This window comes from Streptomyces sp. NPDC047515 (assembly GCF_040643055.1).
Taxonomy (GTDB): domain Bacteria; phylum Actinomycetota; class Actinomycetes; order Streptomycetales; family Streptomycetaceae; genus Streptomyces.
In genome coordinates this window covers 1-24,459 of record NZ_JBEYTM010000015.1, presented here as the reverse complement: position 1 = coordinate 24,459, position 24,459 = coordinate 1, and the positions used below count along the sequence as shown (strand labels likewise).

Here is a 24,459-nt window from a genome sequence, read left to right as displayed (position 1 = left end):
AGTGGCGCCGGGAGTGCCTTGACGCGCACGTGACGCGAAACCCCGCCCCCGTTACGCGATGCTGACGCGTGCGGGCGGGGCGGGGTCTCGGCAGGAAGTGGCCGGGGGTGCGCATCGGGGGAGTAGCGCACCCCCGGCCTGCCGGACGCGGACCGGTGGTCAGTCGGTCCGTGGTCGTTCCGGCGGTACGGGGGCGGACCGGGGGCCGGTCCGCGTGGGGTACCTCGGGTCTTTCGTCCGGATCAGCCGGGATCGGCCACCGGGGCACGCGAGCCCGGCGTGATCCGAACGGGAGGCCCTACAGGTCGAACTCGTGCGGCGGAAGGTCGAGCGCGAAGCACGCCTCCCGCACGACGGCCTGCTCCGTCTTGTCGAAGTCGCCGTCGGCGCCGCCGATGACGATGCCGATCTGGATGACGGCGCGCGCCTCGGCGGGCTTCTTCTTCGCCTTGCCGATCTCCTGGAGCACGCTGACCTTGCCGAAGGCGAAGTCGGCGGTGAGCTTGTTCACATAGTCGTTGAAGCGGCGCTGCAGATCGTCCGCCGGGAAGTTCTGCAGAACTTCGTTGGTGGCGATCAGCGAGGCGACACGCTGGCGTTCGGACGGATCGATGGAACCGTCGGCGGCGGCGACCAGGGCGCACATGGCCATGCTCGCGTCGCGGAACGCACCGCTCTTCAGGTCGTTCTTCTTCGCTTCCAGCTGCGACTGCATCGACGAAGCGGATTCCTTGATCCGATCCCACAGTGCCATGTCGTCTCCATACGTTGCGTTGCGTTGTGTTGCCGGAACGAAAACCAACTCTACAGACGTGTAGAAGTTAGCAGGATGGGTGCCTGGTGTGTCCGGAAACGGAGGTAAGTGCGATGCTGGGGACGCGGTATGCCCGTGCGCTGGACCCAGCCGGTCGTGGCCCGGGCCGCAACGTCGTCCCGACGGCCGTCCGGCCTCGGAGCCGGTCCGATCGAAGGCCGCTCGACAGGCTCTCAGTCGGCGGACGAGGCGAACTCCTCCTGCGCGGCGGGCGCCGGACGGGCCGCGGGAATCCGGCCGCTGCCCGGAGCGTCCCCGCCGTCGCGGCCGCGCCACGCCTGGACCCGGGCCACGACCGGCTGGGTCCAGCGGGCGGTGAGCGGTCCGACGATGACGAGGATGAGGACGTACGCGGTGGCGATGGGCCCGATACGGGGCTCGGTCGCCACGGCCAGGCCGGCGATGACGATGGAGAACTCGCCGCGGGCGACGAGCGTTCCACCGGCCCGCCAGCGTCCGCGCGAACCGATCCCGGCCCGCCGGGCCGCGTACCAGCCGGTGCCGATCTTGGTGAAGACGGTGACGATCGCCAGCAGCGCCGCCGGAAGCAGCACCGGCGGGATCGCGGACGGATCGGTGGAGAGTCCGAAGAAGACGAAGAAGACGGCGGCGAACAGATCCCGCAGCGGGGTCAGCAGCTTGCGCGCGCCCTCGGCGACCTCGCCCGACAGCGCGATCCCGACCAGGAACGCCCCGACGGCCGCGGACACCTGCAACTCCTGTGCCACACCGGCCACCAGGACGGTCAGGCCGAGCACGACCAGGAGCAGCATCTCCGGATTGTCGGAGGACACGGCCCGGCTGATCAGCCGTCCGTGCCGCAGTGCCAGATAGAGCACGAACCCGACGGTGCCGAGCGCGATGAGCAGCGCGATGCTGCCGCCGGCGAGCCCCACTCCCGCGAGCATCGCGGTGAGCAGCGGCAGATACACGGCCATCGACAGGTCCTCGATGACCAGCACGCCCAGGATGACGGGTGTCTCCCGGTTTCCCAGCCGTCCCAGATCGGTGAGCACCTTCGCGATCACCCCGGACGACGAGATCCAGGTGACGCCAGCCAGCGCCACGGCCCCCACGGGTCCCCAGCCGAGCAGCAGCGCCGCCACCGCTCCGGGGGTCGCGTTGAGCACGAAGTCCACGGCCCCGGAGGGGTATTGCGTCTTGAGACTGGTCACCAGCTCCGAGGCGCTGTATTCGAGGCCGAGCAGGAGCAGCAGGAGGATGACGCCGATCTCGGCGCCGACGGCGGTGAATTCCTCACTGGCCCCCAGCGGCAGCAGCCCACCCTGCCCGAAGGCGAGCCCCGCCAGCAGATACAGCGGGATCGGCGAGAGCCCTATTCGCCCGGCGAAGCGCCCGATGATGCCGAGTCCCAGAATGACGGAGCCGAGCTCCACCAGCAGCGCGGTCGTGTCGTGCACGGTCAGCCCTCCGAAATGATCTCGGAGAGCGCGTCGACGCCCTCCCTCGTACCCACGACGACGAGCGTGTCTCCGATGGCCAGCCGGAAGTCCGGCCCGGGAGACGGATGCGCACTGTGCGTCCGCAGCACGGCCACGATCGAGGCCCCCGTCCGCGTCCGCGCCTGCGTGTCCCCGAGCAGTCGCCCGCCGTACGGGGAGCGGGTTCCGAGCGGTATGTGCTCGGTGACGAGGTCGATGCCCTCGGTGCGTACCGCGTCGATGGGCGCGGAGTCGATGAGGTGGGCGAGGCCGGTGGCCTCCTGCGGTGTCAGGGGTACCGAGAGGCGGCACGAATCAGGGTCGTCCTGGTCGTAGAAGCCGATGAACCGCCGCCCGTCGTGGTGGACGACGACGGAGATGTGCTGTCCCGACTCGGTCGTGTAGTCGTACTGCACACCGACTCCGGGCAGCGTGGTGCGGTGGGTTCCCATGACGTCCTCCCGAGGGGTGCGGCGGCTCTTTGGCACACTTGGTGATCTCTTTAGCTGCCCATTACCCTATCCGGAGGCTTCCGCCGCCTCTGGGGCGCGGGGCTGCCGGGTTCGCATCCGGCATGCGTCATGCCCTCGACATCGACCGCGACGCACCTGACCCACGACGTCCGCCGACGAGTTGTTGCGGAACTGCACATCGAGCAGTCAATGGCGCACGGATGCGCTCACCGCTTCGATGGCCGGCGCACAAGCAGCGGCCACGACCCGGCGCGCCCGCTGCAACCGCCCGCAGACCGAAGGTGCCTGACCCGGCCGCCGTGGACGCGGCGGCGTACGTGGAACGGGCCCGGCCGGTCCACCTGCCCCTTCCGGGGCGAGGTGGACCGGGCGGGCCCGCCGGAACGCGACGCGAAGCCGGCTCCCGGGACCGCCGTGGTCCCGAGTCGCCCCGCATCCGCGCCGTCAGGAGATGCGGATGTCCGACCAGTTCGTGGCCTTGCCGATCTGCGACCGGTTGGCGAAGCCGCCGTGACCGTTGCCCCGGTTCAGCCAGGCGCGGCCGTTCTTGTCGAGAGAGATCAGGTCGGCCCGGCCGTCCCCGGACAGGTCGAGCCCGCCGACCACGTCCTTGTAGGAGGTGCCCCAGTCCTTGAAGACCAGCGACCGGGGCTTGAAGGTGCCGGCGCCGGTCCCTCGGAACCGCCACAGTCCGTTCGACGCGTCGAGGGCCAGCAGGTCGTTCTTGCCGTCACCGTCGAGGTCCCCGGCGGCGATCAGCCTCTTGTAGCCGCCGAAGCCGGACCCGGCGAGCGAGCGGGCTTTGAAGCCGCCTGCGCCGTTGTTCGCGTACACGTACAGCTTCCCGGTCGATGCGGACCGGGTCAGCAAGTCGGCCCGGCCGTCGCCCGTCACGTCGCCGGGCGAGACGACCGCGTCGTACCCGCTCCAGTCCGAGGAGACCTTGACGTGGAACGACTGCTGGTCGGGCAGCCCGCCGCAGATCGTCGGGTAGACACGGGCCTCGCCCTTCGGGTAGCGGACGAACACGTCGTTGCAGCGGTCGCCGTCGAGGTCGCCGAACGGCAGCACGAGCGTGCCCGTCGGCCAGCTGCTCGCGCGCTGCCCCGCGGACAGCTTCGTCGCGTCGCCCGCGTACACCTTCAGCCCGGTGCTGTTTCGGCCGAACAGGTCGGACTTGCCGTCGTCCGTGTGGTCACGCCACGTGGGCAGCGCGCGGCTGGTGGTGGTGGCCTGGTGGACGCCGTCCAGGACGATGCTGTTCGTCGCGGTCCGCTTGTACTCGTCCCACAGCACGACGGGTCGGCCGAGCGCATCGGTGGCCACCTGGGGCGCCCCGGTGGACTGGGCACTCGTCGCGCTCAGCCGCCGCGGGACGGACCAGGTGCCGCCTTTGAAGACGGCGGCCATCGTGTACTCCTCGCCCGAGTAGCCCTCCCGCCACGTCACCGTGACCGTGCCGCCCGAGGCGGCGGCCGCGCCGACCGCGCGCACCTTCTTGTGCGTGGAGAAGCGCTGCGTGTACGGCTGCCAGGCGCCGGTGGCCGCCGAGCGCACCGCGTACCAGGGGCCGGTCGAGTAGCCGGGCCCGCCGGCGACGAAGAGGTCGCCGTTGGGCAGGTGGACGGGTGCCGTCATCCCGTACGTGCTGCCGGAGTCGGCGGCGGACCGCGGGGTGCTCCACTGCGTGGCGCCGACGGGCCGGCGCGTGTGCATGAGGTGCGCGGTGTCGTCGTAGAACACGTCGAAGCCGCCCTGTGGATCGGCGAACACCTTCGGGCGCGCCAGGTCCACGCCCGGGACCGGGAAGCCCTTGACCGCGGTCCAGGCGGACGCGCCGGGGGCCTTCTCCAGGGCGACGACGGCCTTGCCCGCCTGCCACTGCCACACCAGCAGGGCGGTGCCGTCCTTGGCCACCGCCAGGTCCATGGCGGAAATGTCCCGGCTGCCGGACGGCGGCTGCTCGTCGAGGTCGGCCGGAGCGGTCCACGCGGCCTGCGGGCCGGTCTTCTCGGCGGCCTTCACCACGCCGGAGACCGACCACACGGCGACCAGCCGGCCATGGGGGGCCGCAGCCAGGTGGTGGTAGCCCTTCTCGGGGACCGCGGCGACATACTCGGGCTCGGAGAAGGCGGTCGCGCCGGGCGCGAGGGTGGCCACCTTCAGCCAGTAGTTGTTGTGGTCGCCGGCGCGCTTGGCCCGCCAGACCAGGCGCACCGAGCCGTCGCCGAGCGAGACGAGCTCGGTGTTGTACCCGCCGGCGTCCGGCCAGGTCTGCGGGGCGAGCCAACGGGTGCTGCCGGCGGGCCGGATCCGGGTGGAACGGGAGAGCCCGTTGCCGGTGAGGGAGACGAGGGCGCCGTTCCCGGCCGACTCCAGGGCGTTCAGCCCGCCCGAGGCGGGGTCGGGGCTCGGGGCGTGCAGGGTGCGGGTGCCCCACGGGCCCGGCGCACGCGTCTCGACGGCGGCCGTGGCGGTGGTGCCGGCGGCCGGGGCCGCGACCGTGGCGGTGGCGTGGGCGGCGGCCGGGGCCCCGGCCGCCAGAGCGAGGATGGGAGTGAGCGCGATGCCGAGCACCGCGCGGGACTGCGAAGTCATGGGAATGCCCCCCCGGGCAGGCGTATCCGGCGGCGCGGATTCGCCGAACTGTTCGATCAAGTCAGGCGCAGCGTATATCAGCCAAGATCGGCCCGTTCAGATCCGTTCGGGGGTTTCCCTCCCCCTGTTCAGAGGAATTAGGCCGGCGCGCGCAGCACCGGCAGGGCCTCGGCCGGCCCGCGCCCGCCGATCGGCATCCACCTGCCTGGTTCGCCGCCCGCCGGGGCCGCAGTCAGCCACAACGCAGCCACTGTCGCCCCCCACTGTCGAGGTCGACGCGCTCCGCCCCTGGATCTGATCACCTTGGGCGGCGTCGCCGTGAACCGCGACGGCGCCCGCATCGGCAAAGGCGCCGGCTACTCCGACATCGAGTTCGCCCTCCTCAGCGAGGCCGGCCTGGTGACCTCAGAGACCATCGGCGTCACCACGGTTCACGCAGTGCAGGTGACCGACACCCCGATCCCCACCACCCCGCACGACGTAAGCGTCGACTTGATCGTGACGCCCGACGAGACCATCGTCTGCCCGAACCCACACCGGCCTGCCGGCGTCCGCTGGTCCGACCTCACGGCGGAGAAGGTCGCCGCGATCCCGGCACTGGTGGCACAGCACATTGCTTGATGGCCATGGAGGGGAGCAGCCGATCCCAGTGCGGTCGAGCCTTGTGGTTCCCAAGCTCATGGAGCGGGTTCGATTCCCGTCATTCACTCTTCTCTCCAAGCCCAAGGTCAGCGACCAGGGGATTGTTCGTTGTAGGGAACAGGCGGGTGGGCCCGGTCGCCGGGCGCTTCCAGGAGCGTGGCGGCGCCGAGCAGAAGGTCCTCTCGGTGGTGCGGCGCGACGAGTTGTACGGCCCGGGGGAGGCCGTCGGGTGCCAGTCCGGCCGGGAGGCTGATCGCGGGATTTCCGGTGTCGTTGAAGACGGAGGTGAAGGTGATGGGGATGGTCCGTTCCCGCACGGCGGTCGCCACGTCCGGCCCTTCGGCGGGCCAGGCGGTGGTGGGCACGGTCGGCATGAGGAGCATGTCGTAACGGGTGAAGAGGTCGGCGGCCCACTGGGCGAGCCGCGCCCGGTGTTCCCAGTAGCGGGCGAAGTCTTCCGTGGTGAGGGCACGGCCGCGTGCCAGGACGTCGGCGAACCATGGTTCGAAGTCGTCCCTCCGGGTGGTGAAGGCATCGAGTCGGCTCGTGAGCCGATAGTGGGCCAGGACCTGCTGGCGAAGCTGGATCGATGCGGGGAAGCACTCGTGGTCCGGCAACGCGCTGTCGTCGTCCGTCACTTGGTGACCGTGGCCTCGCAGGACGTCCGCGGCGCGGTCGACGGCCTGCAGGATCTCCGGCCGGGGATCGGCCACGCCGAGGGTGCGGAGCACGCCGACGCGCAGCCGCGGTACGGCGCGGTCGACGCATGCCTGGTACGAGAGTCCCGGTGCGGGCAGCGAGCCCGGGTCGGCGGGGTGGTGCCCGGCGGCGAGGTCGAGGTGGAGCGCGGCGTCCCGGACGGTGCGCGTGATCGCGCCGAGGACCGTGTGCCGGGGCCAGACCGGGAAACGGGAGGGGCCCTGCGGGCGCCGGACACCGACAGGAACATCGGTGAAGGTGACGACAACGACGGATCCCGCTGACCCCCCGCGTCGTTGTGGCCCGGGTCGCGCCGATCACGAACGGGACGGGCGGTCGCGGCCCGGCAATTGTCTGTTCACGAGGTCGGAGCCCTCTGTCCCGGTGGCACGCAGATGGTGCTGCATCGCCTTCGCACGACGCTTCGGCGCACAGAGCGCACTGCCCGCATCCGGGTCCTGTCGTGATTGCCGCCTGCCAGATCGCATTCCTGACCTGGTGGCGAGCCGTGACGGTGAGAGGTTGAGACAGAAGTGGGTCAGCGTCGGGCGCGCCGGATTTTCATGTCGTCGAGGCTGGTGGCGGTGGCGCGCAGCGTGCTGTCGCGGATTTCGCGGATTTCGCGGTTGGCCAGGGCGGCAGCTGCTCTGTCGCACGCCCGTTGGACCGCGACGGCGTCATCGGCTTCGGGTTGCCGGACCATGCAGCGGTAGGTGAAAGTACGTGGCGGCAGCTCGTGGACAAGGGTTCCCTCGTCGGTCGACGTGGCGTTGAGGAGGTCGTGTTCGGCGGCGCTCTCTATGAGTGCGGCACGCTGGGCCTCGTCGAGGTCGGTAAACGTGCCGCGGACAATGACGCGGTAGGTGCGGTCACTGCTGGGTCAGGGCTTCCCTTCGAGGGGGGCGGGTTCGGCTGTCGGATGTGCGTGGTTCTCGGTGAGCAGGGCTGTCAGTCCGTCGAGGAGACGTTCGAGGCCGAAGGCGAAGCGGTCCTCCATGGACGGGGCGGTGAGGTCGTCGGCCAGGGCGACGAGGTTCGGGAAGGTCGTTTCCGGCAGTCCGCGCAGTCGGTCGGCCGCCGCCTGGGCGACTTCAAAACGGCTGGCGCCCTCGGTCTCGGATGCGGAGATGGGTGACTGTTCCTGGAGCACGAAGCCCTGGACGAAGGCACCGAGAAGGTAGTTGGCCAGGGCGGCGTCGGCGTCGGAGAATCCGGCTTCCCGTAGCCGGTCCAATTGCTCCTCCATGAGACGCAGCAGGTTCGGGCCCAGTGCGAGCCGCCCTGCGACGACCTTGGCGGAGTCGCGTTTCGCCAGCAGGTGCCGCCGGTAGCGCAGCGAGTACTCGCGGAGTTGCTCCCGCCAGTCGCCCTGCCTGGGTGGCGGCTCGGCATCAGCCATGAGCTCGTCGGTGAGCAGGTCCAGTAGCTGTTCCTTGTTGCGGACGTGCCAGTACAGGGAGGCTGCCTTCACTCCCAGTTCGGCGGCGACCTTGCGCATCGACAGCCCGGTGATGCCTTCACGTTCCAGCACTCGCAGGGCCGCCGCAACGAGCGTCTGGCGGGTCAGTCCTGGCTGTGGAGCGCCCTCAGCTGCGCTGTCTCGTGCCATCGGCCACCTCCGTAGAAAGAAACCCAGCTTGCAATCTAACGCTGTTAGGGGGAGTCTAGCGGCCCGGACAGCCAACTAACACCGTTAGGGAGCGTGATGGAGGAGTTGACCTCCCGGCGCAAGGGGCTCGTGCTTGCCGCCTTGTGCGCCACGATGTTCATGGCGATGCTCGACAACGTCATCGTCAACAACGCCCTGCCCCGCATCGGGCAACAGCTGCACGCCGGTGTCAGCGGACTGCAGTGGGTGGTCGAGGGCTACAGCCTGGTCTACGCCGCCCTCCTGCTCACCGGCGGCACGCTCGGCGACCGGTACGGCCGCAAACGGATCTTCCTCACCGGACTGGCGCTGTTCACGGCAGGATCAGCGGCGGCAGCACTGTCCGGGTCGATCGGCCTGCTGATCGCCGCACGGATGCTGCAAGGACTCGGCGCGGCACTGCTCACGCCGGGCAGCCTGTCGATTCTGCGGCACGTCTTCACCGACGAAAAGGAGCGGGCCCGGGCTGTCGGACTCTGGTCCGGTGTCTCCGCCCTGGGCCTGGCCATCGGCCCGGTCCTGGGCGGGCCGATGGTGGACGCGTTCGGATGGGCCAGCGTGTTCTGGATCAACGTCCCGATCGGAGCGGCAGGGCTGCTGCTCGCCGCCCGAGCGCTCCCGGAGTTCGCAGGCCGGGCCAGGCGACTGGACCTTCCGGGCCAGTTGCTCTCGGTGCTCGGCTTCGGCGCCCTGGTCTACGCACTCATCGAAGGACCGGCCCGCGGCTGGACCGACACCCGCGTCCTGACCCTCGCAGCGGTGGCGACAGTAGCCCTGCTGGCCTTCGTCGCGGTCGAACGCCACACCACCGACCCCATGCTCGACCTGCACTTTTTCCGGGACCCGGTGCTCAGCGGAGCCGCGGTGAGCGGATTCATGATCAGCTTCGGCATGTTCGGGGCGTCGTTCTTCTTGCCGTTGCTCATGCAGGACCTGATGGGCTGGACACCGTCGAACGCGGGTCTGGCAGGGCTGCCCATGACCGCGATGATCGTCATCGCCGCGCCGCTGTCCGGCACACTCACCGCGCGCTGCGGCCCCCGGATTCCTCTGGTGACCGGCCTGACCCTGTGCGCGGCGGCTCTCGGCGGCCTCTCGCTCTACGGTCAGCACGCCCGCTACCTTGAGTATCTGTGGGTGTTGCTCGCCATGGGCATCGGCATGGGGATGACCTTCACACCGGTGTCCGTCACAGTCATGAAGCGCGTACCTCTCGCCCAGGCCGGTATGGCCTCTGCGACCCTCAATATGCTGCGCGAGATCGGCGGCGTCGTCGGCGTCGCCGCCCTGGGAGCCGTCCTCACCAGCCGCCTGGCCGCCACGTTGACCGGATCGCTCGATCGGCTCGGCGTTCCCCCTGAAACCCGCCAGGGCATCGCAGACTCGGTCGTCGGCACGGGAGCAGGCAGAACCCAGGTGCTGCCCGTACCCGTCCATGACGCCGTGAACACCGCCTTCATCGAAGGGCTCCATCTGGCCCTGCGCTGCGGCGGCGCTGCCATAGCCACCGCAGCTGTGCTCGTGGCCGTCCTCCTCCGCTCGGCATCGAGCCAGGCCGCCACCGCGCCCGCCGCCAAACCGACACAGCAAGACGAACCGGCTTACCAATAAGAGGGGATACGGCGCCAGGGTCGTAAGCTCGCGGTCACAGTCGTCAGGGACCGGCCGGGATGCCCATGGGCGACGACAGGCGGAAGGGATACGCGATGGCGGACTTTCGGGATCTGAAGTTCCGGGCGGTCACGGCGTTCCAGCGGCATGTCGCCAACCCGCTCACCCGACGGTTGCGGTCGCAGACCCTGCTGGAGACGACGGGCCGCACATCGGGCCGCGCGCGCCCCACCCCGGTCGGCGGCCGGCGCGTGGGCCAGGAGTTCTGGCTGGTGTCGGAGTACGGCGAGAAGTCGCACTACATCCGCAACATCCAGGCCGACCCCCGGGTCCGGGTCAGGATCGAGGGGCGGTGGCACACCGGTACCGCCCACCTCCTGCCCGAGGACGACGCCCGTGCCCGGCTCAAGAAGCTGCCGCGGTACAACAGCGCCGCGGTGCGGGCGCTGGGGACGAACCTGCTGACGGTGCGGGTGGATCTGGCGGACTGACGTCGGCCCCCACCGGTCCGGACATGCGCGTGCCCGGCCGGTGCGGTGCCGGCCGGGCACGGGCGGGGGTGCGGTCCGGATCAGTCGGTGATCTCGATCTTCCCGTTGGCGGTCGCGGCGGTCGCGTCCGCGGCCCGGTCGGGCAGCTCGGCCGAAGCCGCGGTGCGGGTGGCGCCCTTGAGGTTCTTCAGCAGGGCGGCCAGGTCGACTCCCGTGGCGGAGCTGAGGAGTTCCATGCCCTGGGCGACGTTGTCCGTGACCGTACGCGACAGCTGGCTCGCGCCGTCCGTCGAGATCACGGTCATCTTGTCGATGGCGCTCAGCGGTTCGGACGCCTTGGCGACGACCTGCGGCAGCACCTCGACCAGCATCTGGAGCACGGCCGCGTCGCCGTACCGGTCGAACGCGTCCGCCTTCTTCTGCATGGCCTCGGCCTCGGCCGCACCCTTGGCCGCGATGGCCGCGGCCTCCGCCTCGCCCTCGATGCGTACGGCGTCGGCGAGCGCCGAACGGTGCAGCTTCTCACCCTGACCGGTCAGCCGGGAGCGCTCGGCGTCCGCCTCGGCCTCCTTGACCTGGGCGATCCGGCGGGCCTCGGCCTCCTGCTCGGCCTGGTAGCGGGCGGCGTCGGCGGGCTTGCGGACCTTGGTGTCGAGCTCGCGGTCGGTCAGTGCGGCCTGCCGCTGGGCGACCTTCTCCTGTTCCTGAAGGACTTCCTGCTGGCGGGCGGCCTCGGCGAGCGGGCCCGCCGCGTTGGCCTTGGCCGCGGCGGCTTCCGTCTCGGCCTTGATCTCGGCCTGCTTGAGGTAGAAGGTCCGCTCGGCGACGGCGATCTCCTCGGCCGCCTTCAGCCGGGCCTGCTCGGAGGCGCGCCTGGCGATCGCCTCGGCGATGTCCGCCTCCTGCTTGGCGCGGGCGGCCTCGGGGCGGCCGAGGTCTTCGAGGTAGGAGCCCTCGGTGGTGATGTCCTGGATCTGGAAGGCGTCCAGGATCAGGCCCTGGCCGGAGAGGCTGGCCTCGGCCTCCTCCGCGACCTGGCCGGCGAACGCGGCACGGTCGCGGATGATGTCCTCGACCGACATCCGGCCGACGATGGCGCGCAGCGCGCCGGAGAGCACTTCCTGGGTGAAGCCGACGATGCCGTCCTGCTGCTGGAGGAATCGCTGGGCGGCGGCCCGGATCGCTTCCTCGCTGCCGCCGACCTTGACGATCGCGACGCCTTCCAGGTTGGACTTCACACCGCGCAGGGTGACGGCTCCGCGCACGGCCACCGGGATGTGCCGGCTGGACAGGTCCAGGGTGAACTTCTGCTGGACGAACGGGACGACGAAGACGCCGCCGCCGACGACGACCTTCTGGCCGCTGTTGTCGATGCTGGTGCGGCCGGTCACCGGGTCGGTCGACTTCTTGCCGCGGCGTCCGGTGATGATGAACGCCTCGCTGGGCCCGGCGACCTTGTAGCGGGTGATGACGACGAGGGCGAGCAGCACCAGGAGTACGACGACTCCGATGACTGCGGTCACGACTGGGCTCATAAGGGTGTCCCCCTCTGCCTCCCTGCGGGGACGGCAGCTTGTTTTCGGGCGGTGTATCGGCCGACGGTGCTCAGCGCTCGACGGGGCGGACCGCGACCGAGGTGGTCGACAGCGCCGCCTCCACCCAGATCTCGGTGCCGCGTGCGACCGGCACCGGGCTCTTCGCCGCCAGTTTCACGGGCTGACCCGCGAGCCGCAGCAGGACCTCGCCGTAGCCGTCGGCCGGGATGGCCGTGACGACCGACCCGGACGTGCCGACGAGATCCTCGCTGCGCGGAGTGGTGCTGGTCTGGTCCCTCATCAGGGCCCGGCTGAACTTCCAGGTCAGCCAGGCCGCGACGATCCCGGCCAGTATTCCGGCGGCGGTCGCGACGACCGTGCCGGCGCCGGTGGTGCCGAGCACGATCGCGCCGCCGAAGCCGAGCATGGAGAGGAATCCGGCGATGACGGGGAGGGACAGGAGGCCGTCGAAGAGGCCGTCCAGTACGCCTCCGAAAAGGCCTTCGAGGATCCCGTCGAAGATCAGCGACAGGGCGAGCAGGACGATTCCCGCGATTCCGAGACCGAGAAACAACGTCACGTGAACACCCTCCCCGATCTCCGGAATCCCCCGCGCATGTCTCCCCCGAACATTTCCATCGAACTGGCTGCATGCTCCCACACGCGCCAGGCAACGAACACTGCCGGGTTACGGCAATCTCTATGTGGTTTTGATGCCGGACAGTTGTTCAGCCAACGTGTCCAGGGACTGGAACGTGGCTCCGACGAGCGCCACGTGCTTCCAGCGCAGCACGCCGTCCGGCCCGATGAGGAAGACCGCGCGGCGCACCCCGATCCCGGGCGCCGCGACGCCGTACGCGCGGGCGGTCTCCCGTCCGGCGTCCGCGAGCAGCGGCATCCGCAGTCCGCGGGCGCGGGCGAACGACTCATGACTGTCCACACCCTGTGGACTGATTCCCCAGACCTCCGCGTCGAGCTCGTCGAAGGTCTCCATGCCCGAGGAGTACGAGCAGAGCTGCTTGGTGCACACGGCCGTGTTGTCGCCCGGATAGAACGCGAGGACCACGGCGCGCCCGTGTGCGGCGGAGAGGGTGTAGTCGCGGCGCTCGAACGTCTCGGCGGCGAGCACACCGCCCGGCAGCGTGAAGTCAGGTGCGGTCCGGCCGATGTGCGGTGACGATCCCATGTCGGTTCCTCCGAGGTTCGGTGCTGCGGAAGTCTTTTGGGCGGTGTTCCGTACAGCATGCTCGTTACGGGACCGGCCCCCGCACCAGGAGGTACCCATGCCAGACCGACGACCACCGTCCGCCGCCGTGTTCCTGCTGCACGGCGGCCGCGAGACGGGCCTGGGCCCGCCCCCGCCCGGTCCGCTGAACCTGCCCGCCGCGCGGATGCGTCCGTTCGCGCGGGCCCTCGCCGCGGCGACGGGCGACGGCGCGACGGACGTTCTCGTACGCCCCGCCCGCTACACCCACCGAGGCTGGAACGGCTCCCGCGAGGACCCGTTCCACGACGCCGTACGCGCGCTCGACGCGCTGCGCCGCGAGGCCGGTGAGATCCCGGTGGTCCTGGTCGGCCACTCGATGGGCGCCCGCGCCGCCCTGCGCGCCGCCGGTCATCCGCTGGTGCGCGGCGTGGTGGGCCTCGCCCCGTGGTGCCCGGCCGACGATCCGGTCACCCAGCTCGCCGGTCGCGATGTCGTTCTGCTGCACAGCACCCGCGACCGGGTCACGAATCCCCGGGAGTCCCAGTCCTTCACCGCCCGCGCCCGCCGGGCCGGCGCCCACGCCTGTCTGGTCGCGATCCGGGACAGCGACCACGCGATGCTGCGGCGCGCCGGTGCCTGGCACCGGCTGACGACCTGTGTCGTCACCGGCCTGCTGGGCCAGAACCCGCTCCCCGACGCGGTCACGACGGCACTGAGCCTGCCACCGGCCGCCCCGGCGACGGACGGAACGCTCGACCTGGACCGGCTGGACCTCGGTCTCGGCCTCGGCCGACGGGCCTACGCCTCGTCCGGACACCGCCCGGCCCGGCGGGCGGGCACCGGTAGCACGTGACGGCTCGGGGCGCGGGGGTCACGTTCGTTTCCCGGGGTGGTGCCGTGGTGCAGGGGCGGGGGAACGGGAGCACCCTGGTAGGGAGGTGATCGTCATGGTGCAGACAACTGTCGGGTGGCATGTGGATCTGGAATTCGAGGAGGACACCCATCGCACCCGCGCGGCCGCCCTGGTCCGGCTTCCGGACGGGAACGAGGTGCGGGCCCATGGGTATGCGAGCCGTCACCCCTCCGACAAGGATCAGCCGAGGGTCGGTGAGGAGATCGCGGGAGCGAGAGCGCTCAATGAGCTGGCGATGAAGATGCTGACGAAGGCGCACGACGAGATAGACGAGGCGTCCGGCCGGACATCGCACCCGCTCACCTGAGCCGCGACCAACCGGAGTCCCCGCCGCCGGGGCTCCGGACGTTCACGCGTCCGGGGCCCGGCGGCCATGTGCGGGCCGTTCCCTCGCGGAAGGCGCCGCGTGTGCGCGAAGGGGCGGCCGGGCCCACCCGGCGGACGACGGGACGGCGCGGCCCGGCTGCGGATGCGCGGCGGGGGCGGGCGGCCGACGATGGAAGGCCGGGCTGCGGGAGGCCCGTGCCCCCGCCCCAGGAGGTTGACGTGCAGGCCGATGCGTACGCCCACGGCGCCACGCCGTTCGACCCGGCGAGCCTGGCGGCTCTGGTCGAGGGCACCATGGCCGGGGTGGGCGTCCTCGACATGGGGCTGCGGTACCTCTACGTCAACCCGGCCCTCGAACGGCTCAACGGAGTCCCGGCCGCCGATCACCTCGGACGCACCGTCTCCGAGGTCCTCCCGGGGGTCGACGCGGGCGAGGACATGATGCGGGCCGTGCTCGCCGACGGGAAACCCCGTGAGATCACCTCCAGCGGATTCACCGCCGCGGCGGGCACCGGCCGGCGGTACTGGCACGGGGTGTACCACCGGCTGGAGGTCGACGGGCGGATCGTGGGCCTGGCCGGGATCATGCTGGAGATCATGTCCTCGGACCGGGGACGGCAGGAGCTGGCGCAGGCCCGGCGGCATCTGACCCTGCTCGACATGGCGGCCACCCGGATCGGCACCACGCTCGACATGGACACCACCTGCTCGGAACTCGTCGACCTCGCCGTACCGGGCCTGGCGGACCTCGCCACGGTCGAGGTGTTCCCGCCCGATGTCGCCGCTCCGGTACGCCCCGCGCCCGCCGGTGTGCTGCGGCTGCGCAGGGCGGCGCTGACGGCGGTGACCGGGCTGCGCGCCCAGCTGCCGGGGTTCGGGCTGACCGGTGAGTACATCGACTACCAGGAAGGCGCGGCCGTACAGCGCTGTCTGGCGACCAACCAGCCGGTCGTGGAGAACCACACCACCGACGAACAGCTCAGGCGTTCCGCCCCCGCTCCCGGTCGGGTCGCCGCCTACCGCGCCCTAGGGATGCATTCGGCGGTCATCGTGCCCCTCACCGTACGCAGCCGTCCGCTCGGCATCCTCGGCCTGATCCGGGCGGGGGACTCACCGGTCTTCACGGACGAGGACGTGGTGGTCGCCCGGGAGCTCGCCGGCCGCGCCGCCGTCGATCTCGACCATGCCCGCCGGTTCGGCCACGAGCACACCATCGCCCTGGAGCTGCAGCGCGCCCTGCTGTCCGAGCCGCGCCCGCCGCACCCGTACATCGAGATCGCCACCCGCTATCTGCCGGCCGACCGGAGCGTGATGGTCGGCGGCGACTGGTTCGACGTGATCCCGCTGCGGGACGGACGGCATCTGAAGGCGATGGGCGATGTGATGGGCCACGGGGTGGAGGCGGCGGTCGCCATGAGCCACTACCGCTCGCTGCTGCGGATGTTCGCCGACGACGAGCTGCCGCCGCACCACATCCTGGAACGGCTGGACCGGATGGTCGAACGGTCCGGACTGGACCGGGCGGCGACCTGTCTGCTGGCCGTCGTCGACCGGGACGGCGGGGCGTGCGAGGTGGCGAGCGCCGGCCATCTGCCGCCGGTGCTCATCGATCCGGGAGCGGCGGGAACCAGGGTGTGCGACGAGATGCCGGTGGGACCGCCGCTCGGCACCGGGTTCGGCGGGTATCAGACGACATCGGTGGAGTTCGGGCCGGGCACGGTGCTGTTCCTGTACACCGACGGCCTGGTGGAGCGGCGCGGTGAGGACATAGACGTCTCCGTCGGCCGCCTCAGGGAGCTGACGCTGCCCGCGGGCGGCAGCCTCGACGAGCTGCTGGACGACGTCCTTCGGCGGTTCGGGCCGGGCGCGGAGGACGACATAGCCGTCCTGGCCTCGCGCACCCGGCCGCGTACCGCCTCCTGACCCGGGACGCCGCCCGGCACCCGGGGCCGGTCAGCCCAGCTCCAGGCTGGTGATGCCGAACAGGCCGGTGTGGTCGACGTCCGGTGACGGGCCCGTGTACATCCGGGCGGTCTCGAACGAGGGGGTGAGCCCCAGCTGTTCCGCGAGGCGCACGGCCGCCGGATTGACGTCAGGTACGTCGATCGCCACCGGGGTGTCCGGGTCGGTGGCCGCGAGCGCGCCGATGAGGGCACCCGCCACCTCGGGCGATTCCGCGTACACGGGGCCGATGCGGGACGACGTACGGCAGGGGCGCGTCACGGCGAGGCCTCGCAGTTCGCCGTCGCGGACGGCGGCGAGCGAGGTGCGCGTGGGACCGGCGATCCACGGGGCGAGGAAGCTGTCGCGGTCCGCGGGGAAGAAGCGGCGGTCGTAGGCGGCCAGCCGGTCGAACGGGACGGAGCGGGCGTCGACCAGGGTGATGCCGGACGGGGCGGCCGGTTCGGCGGCCGGCCGGCCCTCGTAGCGCCTGTTCGTCCAGACGGAACGGAAGCCGGATGTGCGGTAGTTGGGCTGCTGGGCCACGACACCGTCCAGCCCGACGTTGCGTCCGTCCAGCCGGGCCATGCCGGCCCGCCACAGCTGGATGCCGTAGCCCCGGCCGCGCAGTTCGGGGCGGGTGAGGTAGAAACCCAGGAATCCGAAGTCGCGGCCGTAGCGGACCACGGATACGCAGGAGACCGGAGCGCCGTCGAGCCGGCCGACCAGGAAGCCGCGCGGGTCGGCGGCGAAGAAGGCGTGACGGTCGGTCAGCCCGGGATTCCAGCTCTCCTCGTGGGCCCATTCGGCCAGCATCGTCAGGTCGTCGGCGCTTGCGGTGGTGATCTCGAAGTTCGGCACGGGGCACCTGTACCCCGGGGGCGATCCGTTCAACGGTGCTCTTCACGCCATCACCCGGTCCGTGGACAGGTGGTGTCGTCGAACCGCCGTCGTCCGGCCGGAGCACGGGCGCACGCCCGTCACGGTCCTCAGACGAACAGGAACGTGCCCGCCGTGGCGGCCCCCAGGGACGCCCCGGCGACCGTCTGCGCCACCGAGTGGTACCCGAGCGCGACACGCGACCAGCACACGGCGACGGTCATCGCGTACGCGAGCAGCCACCACGGCGAGTGGACCACGGCGGACAGGGCGACGACGGCCGAGGCGACGGCGGCGTCCACCGAGATCTTCCAGACGGTGTTGACGGCCAGCAGGATCACCGTCATCGCCCAGAGGGCGAGCATCGCCACGAGGATGCCGGTGGGGGCGTGGCCCAGGACCATCACCAGCGAACCGACGCCTATGGAGCCGAGGATGACGAAGAAGATCGGGGCCCGTTTGGTGCGGTCGACGACATGGCGGTCGCCCCAGGTGCCGCGCCCCCGCTCCCATTCGATGTACCCGGCGGGAACGATCCCGGCGCACAGGGCGCCGAGGAGGCCCCAGAGGAGTCCGGTCCAGTGACCGGCGGCGGCCAGGCCGATGCCGAGCATGCCGATCAGCAGGAGGTTGCGGGGCTGGAAGACATCGGTGACGGTGCGCGCGGCGCCGGTGCGCGGCGACGCGGCGGCGTCGGTCGCACCGGTGGAACCCGTCGTGTCGGTGGTGTCGGTGGACGTCATGCTGTCTCCTCCAGGGACCGGGTGCGGGCCGGCCCGGTGGCCACCCGGACCAGCCAGGCCACCTCGCCGTCCTGGTCGATGGCGTGCTGGGCCTGGTACGCGGTCGGGCGGCGCCGGTAGAGCACGAAGCTGGTCCCGCCGGTCTTCAGCCGCAGACCGCAGGCGGCGTTGACGCGGGCCAGCCGGTCGGGCATCTCGTGCAGCACGATGGTGCGGCCGCGGGCGGCCTCCATCTTCGCCACCAGTGCGTCGATGGAGAAGGGGGCGGGGATGGGCAGGTCGGCCAGCCCGGCCTCGCACTCCTTGCGCAGTTGGCGCAGCGACATGAGGACCTACTTCTCCTGCTCGCCGAGGGGAGCGTCGCCGTCGCCGCCGGTGGTGCTGCGCCGGCTCTTGGCGTCCTCCAGCAGGGAGAGGGCGAACTGCAGCAGCTCCGGCGGGAGTCCGTCCTGGTCGAGGCCGCGCCCGGCCAGTCCGCTGATCTCCCCCGTCCGCCGCTTCGCGAGGAACTGGAGTCCGGCGACGACGTCGTCGACGACCTCGGACTCCTCCTTGAAGAACCGCCAGTCCACGCCGAAGCCCAGACCGAGTGTCTTGAGGATGTCCTCGGAGGGCTGAGTGACCTTTCCGGCGAGAATGTTGGAGAAGTAACTGTGCGAGAGGGAGCCGCCGCGTTCCTTGACCAGATCGGCGAAGACCCGTCCCGAGACCTTCTGGCCGGGGAACGCCTTCTCCACCATGTACTCGACCTTCTGCTGCAACGTCCGCAGCTCCGGCGCGCGTTCCTTGCCGCTGTCCATCCGGTCCCCCACGTATCCGCCACGTCCGACCGGCGCCGCACGGTCTCCGATTCGGTCAACGGGCTCGTACTGTAACGAACCCTGACGGGGTGTCCTCGGCGCGGGAGGCGGTACGGAAGTGGGCTTGCGCAAACACTCTGCGTCACTGTTAACTCGAAAAAACACGGGCAGGGAACCACGAGGGGAGTCCCCTGCCCGTGAAGTCGCCATGGGTAAAAGGGGCATGCTTCGCAAAGTGGTGTAGCCCTTCACGACGGGGGATGCGTGAAGGGCTACCCGTACATTATGACCGCTGGTCAGGTCGTCATCAACTGACCAGCGGGTCAGTGAGTGTGCCGCGCGCCGTCCCGCGCCGTCCCGCACCGTCCCACGCCGTCGGCATCGCCGGGACGACGCCGGCCGCCGCGGCCGTCCCGTCCGGTCCGGGCAGTCGCGCCGCTCGGACCCGCCCACGCCGGAGGCGCGCGCCGCCGCCAAGCAGCGCCGCACCAACCGGGCGGGCTGACCCCGGGGCCGTGCCGCCTCAGGCGATCATGAAGTCCCTTGCGGGCAGAGCGCGTTCGACGATCCGGATGTCGCCGAGCCAGCCGTGCATCAGCTGGTCGAGCCTGCCCCCGTACTCGTAGGCGCCGAGCAACCAGGGCAGGCCCGCGGTGGCGAGACCGGTGGCGCGGGTGGCGGGGTTGCGGGCGACGACGCAGCCGTCGACGTACATCGTCGTGTGCTTCGCGTCGTTGACGACCGCCACATGCCACCACCGTTCCCGTGGCAGCTCATGGCTCCAGTTGGTGACGGCCCCCGCCTGGTTCAGGGGCGCCGCCGCCCACTGGAGCCCGGGGCCGTCCGACACGGAGAGGGTGGCGACGGGCTCCTCCGGGTCGCCGGAGGTCTTGCCCGCGGCCCCGAGCGTGCCGCGGCGGCTGAGTACGGCGCCCCAGGCGTTGCGTCCTGCGTCCCAGTCGGCGGGGAGGCGGAGGAAGGCTTCGATGGTGTAACCGGCCCTGAACGTGTTGGTGTTGAGCGGTGCGTTGTTCTCCGTGCGCAGATACGCGCCGCGCAGCGGGGGCTTCGAGCCGTCGAAGTAGAGGCTGCCGTGGGCGGGCTGGTCGGGGTGGTGGCCGGTGGACCAGCGCAGCGCGTCGGGCGCACTGCCGGGGACAGCTTCGCGGAGCAGGTCGTTGCGGTGCCCGGAGAGATCGGGGACACGCAGGTTCGCGTCGGCGGCCGAACCGTCCCGGTGCGAGGGGGAGTCGAAGCGCCAGTAGGCGACGGTGCCCGGTATCAGCAGCTGCTTCGCCGGACGGGGGCCTCGCACGGGCACGGGCGCGAAGCCCGCGAACCGCTTCTCGAAGTCGATGGGGACGGCGAAGCGGTCCTGCGGACCGGTCAGTTCGATCTCGCCGCGCTCCAGCTCGTTGAGCTTCTCGCCCGCGCGGCCGAGGACCCACGGGGAGATCGTCTCCACGTCGATGGTGTTCCTGGCCAGGTCGAAGCGGTAGAGGCGGATCATCGCGCTGCCGCCGTAGTAGCGGTTCTGATAGTTGGTGATGTGCAGGTGGACGTCGTTGCCCGCGGTGTTCTTGCGGGTGGTGCGTCCGGCGGGCCAGTAGTGGCCGTTGAGGGTGAGGAAGATCTGGTCGTGCCCGACTATCAGCTCGTCCCACAGCTGCTTTCCGTGGTCGGAGAATTCGGCCTCGTCGCCGTCCGCGTTCGCGTACACCAGCTCGTGGGTGGTGAGGATGACCGGCGTGTCCGGGTGCTGGGCGATCACGTTCTTCGCCCAGGCGAGACCGGCCGCCGACGGCCGCCAGTCGAGCGCCAGCACCAGCCACTCGCGACCGGCGGCGTGGAACAGGTGGTACGTGTTGTAGCCGTCCGGGGTCGCGCCGCCGAACGTCGGCAGGCGCCGCATGCGCTGCGGGCCGAACGTGTCCAGGTACGGGGTGCGACCGCGCTGGTCGTCGGTGGACGACTTGATGTCGTGGTTGCCCGCGACGACGCTGTAGCCGACCCGGCGCCGGTCGAGCAGTCCGAACGCCTCTCCGATCGCCGCGAATTCGCCCGCCTGACCGCTCTCGGTGAGGTCGCCCAGGTGGGACAGGAAGACGATGTTCTCGTCGCGCCCGTGTTCGAGGACGTAACGCAACGACGCCTCGACCGGCGCCTTGTCGATGCTCGCCCCGTCGAAGAGGTACTGGGTGTCCGGCATGACGACGAGAGTGAATCTGGGGCTCTGGGGGTCCGGCCGCCAACCGGCCGTGACGGCACCGGCGTTCTGCTGGGGAAGAGCCGCGGCGGGAGTGGCGGACACGAGCCCCGTGGCCGCGGTGGCGGCACCGGTGAGTGCGGTGGCCCGCAGGAACGTACGACGGCTGGCGCCGGGCAGAAGCGGTCCGTCGGGCTGGTGGAGGGGGCTGCACATGGATGTCTCCGCGGGGACGAACGTCGAGGGGGTTCGTCTGCAAGCTAGCCGCGGGGCGGGGGAGAAACCGGCCCGTAAGGGCGACAGCCGGGCGAAGACTCCATGAACTGTACAACGCCGGACGGCGGGCGGGGGTGCCGTGCGCCCTGGTCGGTGGGACGGACTCGCAGGGCCGGTCCGCGGACCCGGCCCGCCCGCCCGAGTCCGAAGCGCCCCGCCCCCGTCACCGTCCGCCCGCGACCCGGAGCACCGCTCCGGTCACATAGGACGCCTCGGCGGAGAGCAGCCACGCGATGGCGGCCGCGATCTCCGGGGCGGCCCCCGGGCGGCCGAGCGGGATGCCTGCCGCGGCCGCGTACGCGCGGCCGGGGTCGCCCGCCGCGGCGTGCATATCGGTGTCGATCATTCCCGGGGCGACCGCGTTGACCCGGATGCCGTCGGCCCCCAGTTCCTTGGACAGCCCGATCGTCAGGGTGTCCGCCGCCCCCTTCGTGGCGGCGTAGTGGACGAAGTCCCCGGGGCTGCCGAGGGTGGCGGCGGCCGAGGAGACATTGACGATGGCTCCGGACCCGGTGGCCGCCATGTCCTTCGCGGCCCGGCGGCAGCACAGCAGATAGCCGAGGACGTTCACGTCGAGGACGTGACGCAGCGTCCGGGCGGAGGTGTCGACGAGCCGCCCCAGAGGTCCCGTCACTCCCGCGTTGTTGACCAGCCCGGTGACGGGGCCGAGCTGCGCGGCGGCGGTGTCGAAGAGCCGTTCCACGTCGGCCTCCACGGAGGTGTCCACCCGCACCGCGACACAGCGTGCCCCCGCGGCCCGCACCGCCGCCGCGGTCCGCTCGGCGGCCTCGGCGTCGCTCACGAAGCCCAGGGCGAGGTCGTGCCCCTCGGACGCGAGACGGACGCAGGTTGCCGCGCCGATGCCGCGACTGCCACCGGTGACGACGGTGACGGGCCGCGACGACGGAGTGGTGCTGTCGACTGCCACTGGAGGAACCTCTCGTTCGGGTCATGCCTGCCACGCCGTACGCGGATTGTACGGAGAGCGCCTGCGGGGGAGCCCTTGCGCCGAGGGCCCCGACGGGCGACGGCCGGGCCCGTGCCCGCCCCGGCGCCTGCTGTTGGAGTGGTGCCGGGGCGGGCCGTTGGCGTGGTGTGTGCCACGGGGCGGACGGGGTGCCTAGGGTCGACGGCTGACGGGCCGCTGCCGGCGTGGACCGGGTTGAATCGCCCGACGTCCGGTGACGGCTCCTCCCCAACGGCGTTCCTCTGCCATCGCCTCGCATTGCGGTGGCAGGGGACGCCGGCCGTCCCCGCCTACGTCCGGTCGCGGGGCCGGGCCGTGGTCGTCGGCCTCGTCACGGCCCCCGAGCGCGCCTGTCCCCCGCCTCCCGCACGCGCCACGACAACCACGGACACCACCCGGTCCGGCACCGAGTACCGCCAGCGCGAGCTGAAGCGTGCCGGGGTCCTCACCGCGTCCGCCGGAGGGAGCTGCGCAGCCCGTTCTCCTCGGTGACCCTGGTCCGGAGCTGTCGTATCAACGTGGAGTCCCCGGCGGCGTCACTGTCGTTCTTGGGGGAGCGGCACCGCGGGCACTCGCACGGTGGCCAGCGCAGCGGGTTGAACTCGGGCAACTCCGGTGTGCGCTCCGGCTCTTGTTCCGACTCCTGTTCCTGTTCGCTCATGCCGGCCCCCGCTCCGAACAGGCCGCCGTGTTCCGGTGGCGCCGGAGCAGCACCCGGCAGTCCGTCGCCTTGCTGTAGTCGTGCTGATCGTTGGCGAGCGCTTCGGCCAGGCGGAGTTTCTGACACCCGCGACAAGGCTCCTGCCCGGTCGGGGAACCGGTCTTTGCGGACACGGGCCACTCCTCTCCGTAGTCATTCCACTACTCAGGTGGCTCAGCGTGTCCTAGAGTTTGAGGCGCTTCAACTTGTGGGGAACGAACGGAAAGTCGGTGACAGCCGTTGAATCGCAAGGACTTGGACCCCGAGAGCAGTCCTGAGGCCGCCTTCGGTGCACGCATCCGCAGCTTGCGAGAGGAACATGGGTGGAAGCAGGAGGAGTTAGCCGATCGGATGGGCTACTCCGGCACCCACATCTCCGCCGTCGAAACTGGTCGCAAGATGCCGACTCTTCGGTTCTCGCGCAATGCGGACCAGGTTTTCGGCACCGGGGAAACAGCAGACACGTTCGAACGCCAGTATCGCGAGATCCGGCACGGCTCACTGCTGGAGGGCTTCCCGCAGTACGTGGGGCACGAGGGACGCGCGGTAGAGATCCGGCTGTACGAAATCGGCATCATCCCTGGGCTGTTGCAGACACCGGAGTACGCCCGAGTCCTGGCGGACAGCGCCGTGCGGCGAGGAGCGATCGTCCCCGAACAGGCAGCCGAGCGGGTCTCGTTCCTGGCGGAGCGGCAGGCGGCTCTGGTGCGCCCGCGCCCACCCACGATGCTGGTGGTGATGGACGAGAGCTGTATTCGCAGGCGGGTCGGCGGGGACGAGGTCATGGCCGCCCAGCTCGACCGGCTGCTGGAGTTCGCCGAGCTGCCGAACACCGTGCTCCAGATCGCCCCGTACGACGTAGGCGAGCGCCGTCCGTTCGATCTCCCGATGAACCTGCTGACGCTGTCGGACCTGGCCGTGATCGCATACGCGGAATCCCAGATGCGGGGACATCTGGAACGCGATACGACCTCCGTGCTTCCCCTGTTGGCGGCCTACCATCAGCTACAGGCCGAATCGCTGTCCCAGGCGGCATCGGTGGCCATGATCAATGAGGCACGAAAGGGCACCCCGTGACGACCACGACCGAGTCCCCCCGCTGGTTCAAGTCTTCGTACAGCAACAACGGCGGCAACTGCGTGGAGGTCGCCGCCAACCTCGTCGCGCCGCGCGGCGTGGTCCCCGTCCGCGACTCCAAGAATGTTGGCGGCCCGGTTCTGAACGTTCCCGCCGCCGCGTTCGCCTCCTTCGTGGCGGGCGTCAAGGCCGGAGAGTTCGGCGCCGTCTGACCGCTCCGTCCCTCGCATGCGATCCCGAAGTCCCCATCGTGCACGGCATGGTGGGGCTTCTCGCTGGCGGCGTCGCGCAGCCGGGGGCTAAGCCCGACCGGCAAATGGAGGGCGGCGTCGCGGGGCCGGGCACGCACTCCCCCAAGGCCTTAAGGGCCAGGGGGGACCCCCTCCGGCGTTGTCGTCGGTCAACAACGCTCCGCGTTGCCTCCCTCCTCCGCCTTGCAGCTGCACGCACCCGGCCCCGCTCCTTATCCC

The 24,459-nt window shown here is 70.9% G+C and carries 22 protein-coding genes and 3 pseudogenes; 8 read left to right on the top strand and 17 right to left on the bottom strand.

Features of this window, described 5'->3' with window-relative positions; all coding sequences use genetic code 11:
• Positions 1–298 precede the first annotated feature (298 nt).
• From ABZ826_RS15255 to ABZ826_RS15240, 4 genes are all read right to left on the bottom strand, one after another.
• Complete coding sequence (locus ABZ826_RS15255) at positions 299–754, bottom strand: TerB family tellurite resistance protein (protein WP_093547903.1); 456 nt, start codon at positions 752–754, stop codon at positions 299–301.
• 233 nt (positions 755–987) lie between these two features.
• Positions 988–2,235: a cation:proton antiporter gene (locus ABZ826_RS15250; protein ID WP_361447252.1), complete on the bottom strand. Its 1,248-nt coding sequence runs from the start codon at positions 2,233–2,235 to the stop codon at positions 988–990.
• A gap of 2 nt (positions 2,236–2,237) precedes the next feature.
• The gene (locus ABZ826_RS15245) at positions 2,238–2,708 is read right to left on the bottom strand and encodes a TrkA C-terminal domain-containing protein (RefSeq protein WP_361447250.1); all 471 of its coding nucleotides are present in this window, start codon (positions 2,706–2,708) and stop codon (positions 2,238–2,240) included.
• Positions 2,709–3,173: 465 nt separating this feature from the next.
• Positions 3,174–5,327, bottom strand: a complete 2,154-nt coding sequence (locus ABZ826_RS15240) for a VCBS repeat-containing protein (RefSeq protein ID WP_361447248.1) — start codon at positions 5,325–5,327, stop codon at positions 3,174–3,176.
• Between the two features lie 285 nt (positions 5,328–5,612).
• On the opposite strand from ABZ826_RS15240, the pseudogene ABZ826_RS15235 reads away from it, so the two are divergent.
• Positions 5,613–5,948, top strand: a pseudogene (locus tag ABZ826_RS15235) (5-formyltetrahydrofolate cyclo-ligase); the annotation flags it as partial.
• A 107-nt stretch (positions 5,949–6,055) separates the two neighbouring features.
• Here ABZ826_RS15235 and ABZ826_RS15230 read toward each other — a convergent pair.
• From ABZ826_RS15230 to ABZ826_RS15220, 3 genes and pseudogenes are all read right to left on the bottom strand, one after another.
• Positions 6,056–6,841, bottom strand: coding sequence for an amidase family protein (locus tag ABZ826_RS15230; protein WP_361447474.1), 786 nt, complete (start codon positions 6,839–6,841; stop codon positions 6,056–6,058).
• A 365-nt stretch (positions 6,842–7,206) separates the two neighbouring features.
• Positions 7,207–7,530: pseudogene (locus ABZ826_RS15225) on the bottom strand (DUF6204 family protein); the annotation flags it as partial.
• A gap of 18 nt (positions 7,531–7,548) precedes the next feature.
• On the bottom strand, positions 7,549–8,277 hold the full coding sequence (locus ABZ826_RS15220) for a TetR/AcrR family transcriptional regulator C-terminal domain-containing protein (RefSeq protein ID WP_361447246.1): 729 nt from the start codon (positions 8,275–8,277) through the stop codon (positions 7,549–7,551).
• 96 nt (positions 8,278–8,373) lie between these two features.
• Here ABZ826_RS15220 and ABZ826_RS15215 point away from each other — a divergent pair, with 96 nt between their 5' ends.
• Positions 8,374–9,927 carry an MFS transporter gene (locus tag ABZ826_RS15215; protein WP_361447244.1) on the top strand — a complete coding sequence of 518 codons (1,554 nt, stop codon included), beginning with the start codon at positions 8,374–8,376 and terminating at the stop codon, positions 9,925–9,927.
• Between the two features lie 95 nt (positions 9,928–10,022).
• Positions 10,023–10,418 (top strand): nitroreductase/quinone reductase family protein, encoded by a 396-nt coding sequence (locus ABZ826_RS15210; RefSeq protein ID WP_361447242.1) that lies wholly within the window; start codon positions 10,023–10,025, stop codon positions 10,416–10,418.
• Positions 10,419–10,498: 80 nt separating this feature from the next.
• Here the strand turns inward: ABZ826_RS15210 and ABZ826_RS15205 are convergent, their stop codons facing one another.
• From ABZ826_RS15205 to ABZ826_RS15195, 3 genes are all read right to left on the bottom strand, one after another.
• Entirely contained in the window at positions 10,499–11,953 is a 1,455-nt protein-coding gene (locus tag ABZ826_RS15205) for an SPFH domain-containing protein (protein WP_361447240.1), read from the bottom strand.
• A 70-nt stretch (positions 11,954–12,023) separates the two neighbouring features.
• Complete coding sequence (locus tag ABZ826_RS15200) at positions 12,024–12,533, bottom strand: hypothetical protein (RefSeq protein ID WP_361447238.1); 510 nt, start codon at positions 12,531–12,533, stop codon at positions 12,024–12,026.
• Between the two features lie 120 nt (positions 12,534–12,653).
• On the bottom strand, positions 12,654–13,139 hold the full coding sequence (locus ABZ826_RS15195; RefSeq protein WP_361447236.1) for a peroxiredoxin: 486 nt from the start codon (positions 13,137–13,139) through the stop codon (positions 12,654–12,656).
• Positions 13,140–13,236: 97 nt separating this feature from the next.
• Between ABZ826_RS15195 and ABZ826_RS15190 the strand changes: the two genes are divergently transcribed.
• The 3 genes from ABZ826_RS15190 to ABZ826_RS15180 all read left to right on the top strand — a co-directional run bounded on the left by ABZ826_RS15190 (position 13,237) and on the right by ABZ826_RS15180 (position 16,323).
• Positions 13,237–14,013 (top strand): alpha/beta fold hydrolase, encoded by a 777-nt coding sequence (locus tag ABZ826_RS15190; protein ID WP_361447234.1) that lies wholly within the window; start codon positions 13,237–13,239, stop codon positions 14,011–14,013.
• Positions 14,014–14,107: 94 nt separating this feature from the next.
• Positions 14,108–14,380: a DUF1876 domain-containing protein gene (locus tag ABZ826_RS15185; RefSeq protein ID WP_351071777.1), complete on the top strand. Its 273-nt coding sequence runs from the start codon at positions 14,108–14,110 to the stop codon at positions 14,378–14,380.
• Between the two features lie 314 nt (positions 14,381–14,694).
• Positions 14,695–16,323: a SpoIIE family protein phosphatase gene (locus tag ABZ826_RS15180; protein ID WP_361447472.1), complete on the top strand. Its 1,629-nt coding sequence runs from the start codon at positions 14,695–14,697 to the stop codon at positions 16,321–16,323.
• A 30-nt stretch (positions 16,324–16,353) separates the two neighbouring features.
• Here the strand turns inward: ABZ826_RS15180 and ABZ826_RS15175 are convergent, their stop codons facing one another.
• The 7 genes and pseudogenes from ABZ826_RS15175 to ABZ826_RS15145 form a co-directional block, all read right to left on the bottom strand.
• The gene (locus ABZ826_RS15175; protein WP_361447232.1) at positions 16,354–17,202 is read right to left on the bottom strand and encodes a GNAT family N-acetyltransferase; all 849 of its coding nucleotides are present in this window, start codon (positions 17,200–17,202) and stop codon (positions 16,354–16,356) included.
• Positions 17,203–17,330: 128 nt separating this feature from the next.
• Entirely contained in the window at positions 17,331–17,963 is a 633-nt protein-coding gene (locus ABZ826_RS15170) for a hypothetical protein (protein WP_361447230.1), read from the bottom strand.
• A 77-nt stretch (positions 17,964–18,040) separates the two neighbouring features.
• Positions 18,041–18,289: pseudogene (locus ABZ826_RS15165) on the bottom strand (toxin); the annotation flags it as partial.
• Between the two features lie 6 nt (positions 18,290–18,295).
• Positions 18,296–18,763, bottom strand: a complete 468-nt coding sequence (locus ABZ826_RS15160; RefSeq protein WP_361447228.1) for a hypothetical protein — start codon at positions 18,761–18,763, stop codon at positions 18,296–18,298.
• 523 nt (positions 18,764–19,286) lie between these two features.
• Complete coding sequence (locus ABZ826_RS15155; RefSeq protein WP_361447226.1) at positions 19,287–21,185, bottom strand: LamG-like jellyroll fold domain-containing protein; 1,899 nt, start codon at positions 21,183–21,185, stop codon at positions 19,287–19,289.
• A 223-nt stretch (positions 21,186–21,408) separates the two neighbouring features.
• Positions 21,409–22,173: an SDR family oxidoreductase gene (locus ABZ826_RS15150; RefSeq protein ID WP_361447224.1), complete on the bottom strand. Its 765-nt coding sequence runs from the start codon at positions 22,171–22,173 to the stop codon at positions 21,409–21,411.
• Positions 22,174–22,657: 484 nt separating this feature from the next.
• On the bottom strand, positions 22,658–22,873 hold the full coding sequence (locus tag ABZ826_RS15145) for a hypothetical protein (protein ID WP_361447222.1): 216 nt from the start codon (positions 22,871–22,873) through the stop codon (positions 22,658–22,660).
• Between the two features lie 279 nt (positions 22,874–23,152).
• Between ABZ826_RS15145 and ABZ826_RS15140 the strand changes: the two genes are divergently transcribed.
• Together ABZ826_RS15140 and ABZ826_RS15135 are read left to right on the top strand one after the other, a co-directional pair.
• A complete protein-coding gene (locus tag ABZ826_RS15140) occupies positions 23,153–23,989 on the top strand; it encodes a helix-turn-helix transcriptional regulator (RefSeq protein ID WP_361447220.1) in 837 nt (278 codons plus the stop codon).
• Complete coding sequence (locus tag ABZ826_RS15135) at positions 23,986–24,201, top strand: DUF397 domain-containing protein (RefSeq protein WP_361447218.1); 216 nt, start codon at positions 23,986–23,988, stop codon at positions 24,199–24,201. Before ABZ826_RS15140 ends, ABZ826_RS15135 begins: the two co-directional genes overlap by 4 nt.
• Positions 24,202–24,459 lie beyond the last annotated feature (258 nt).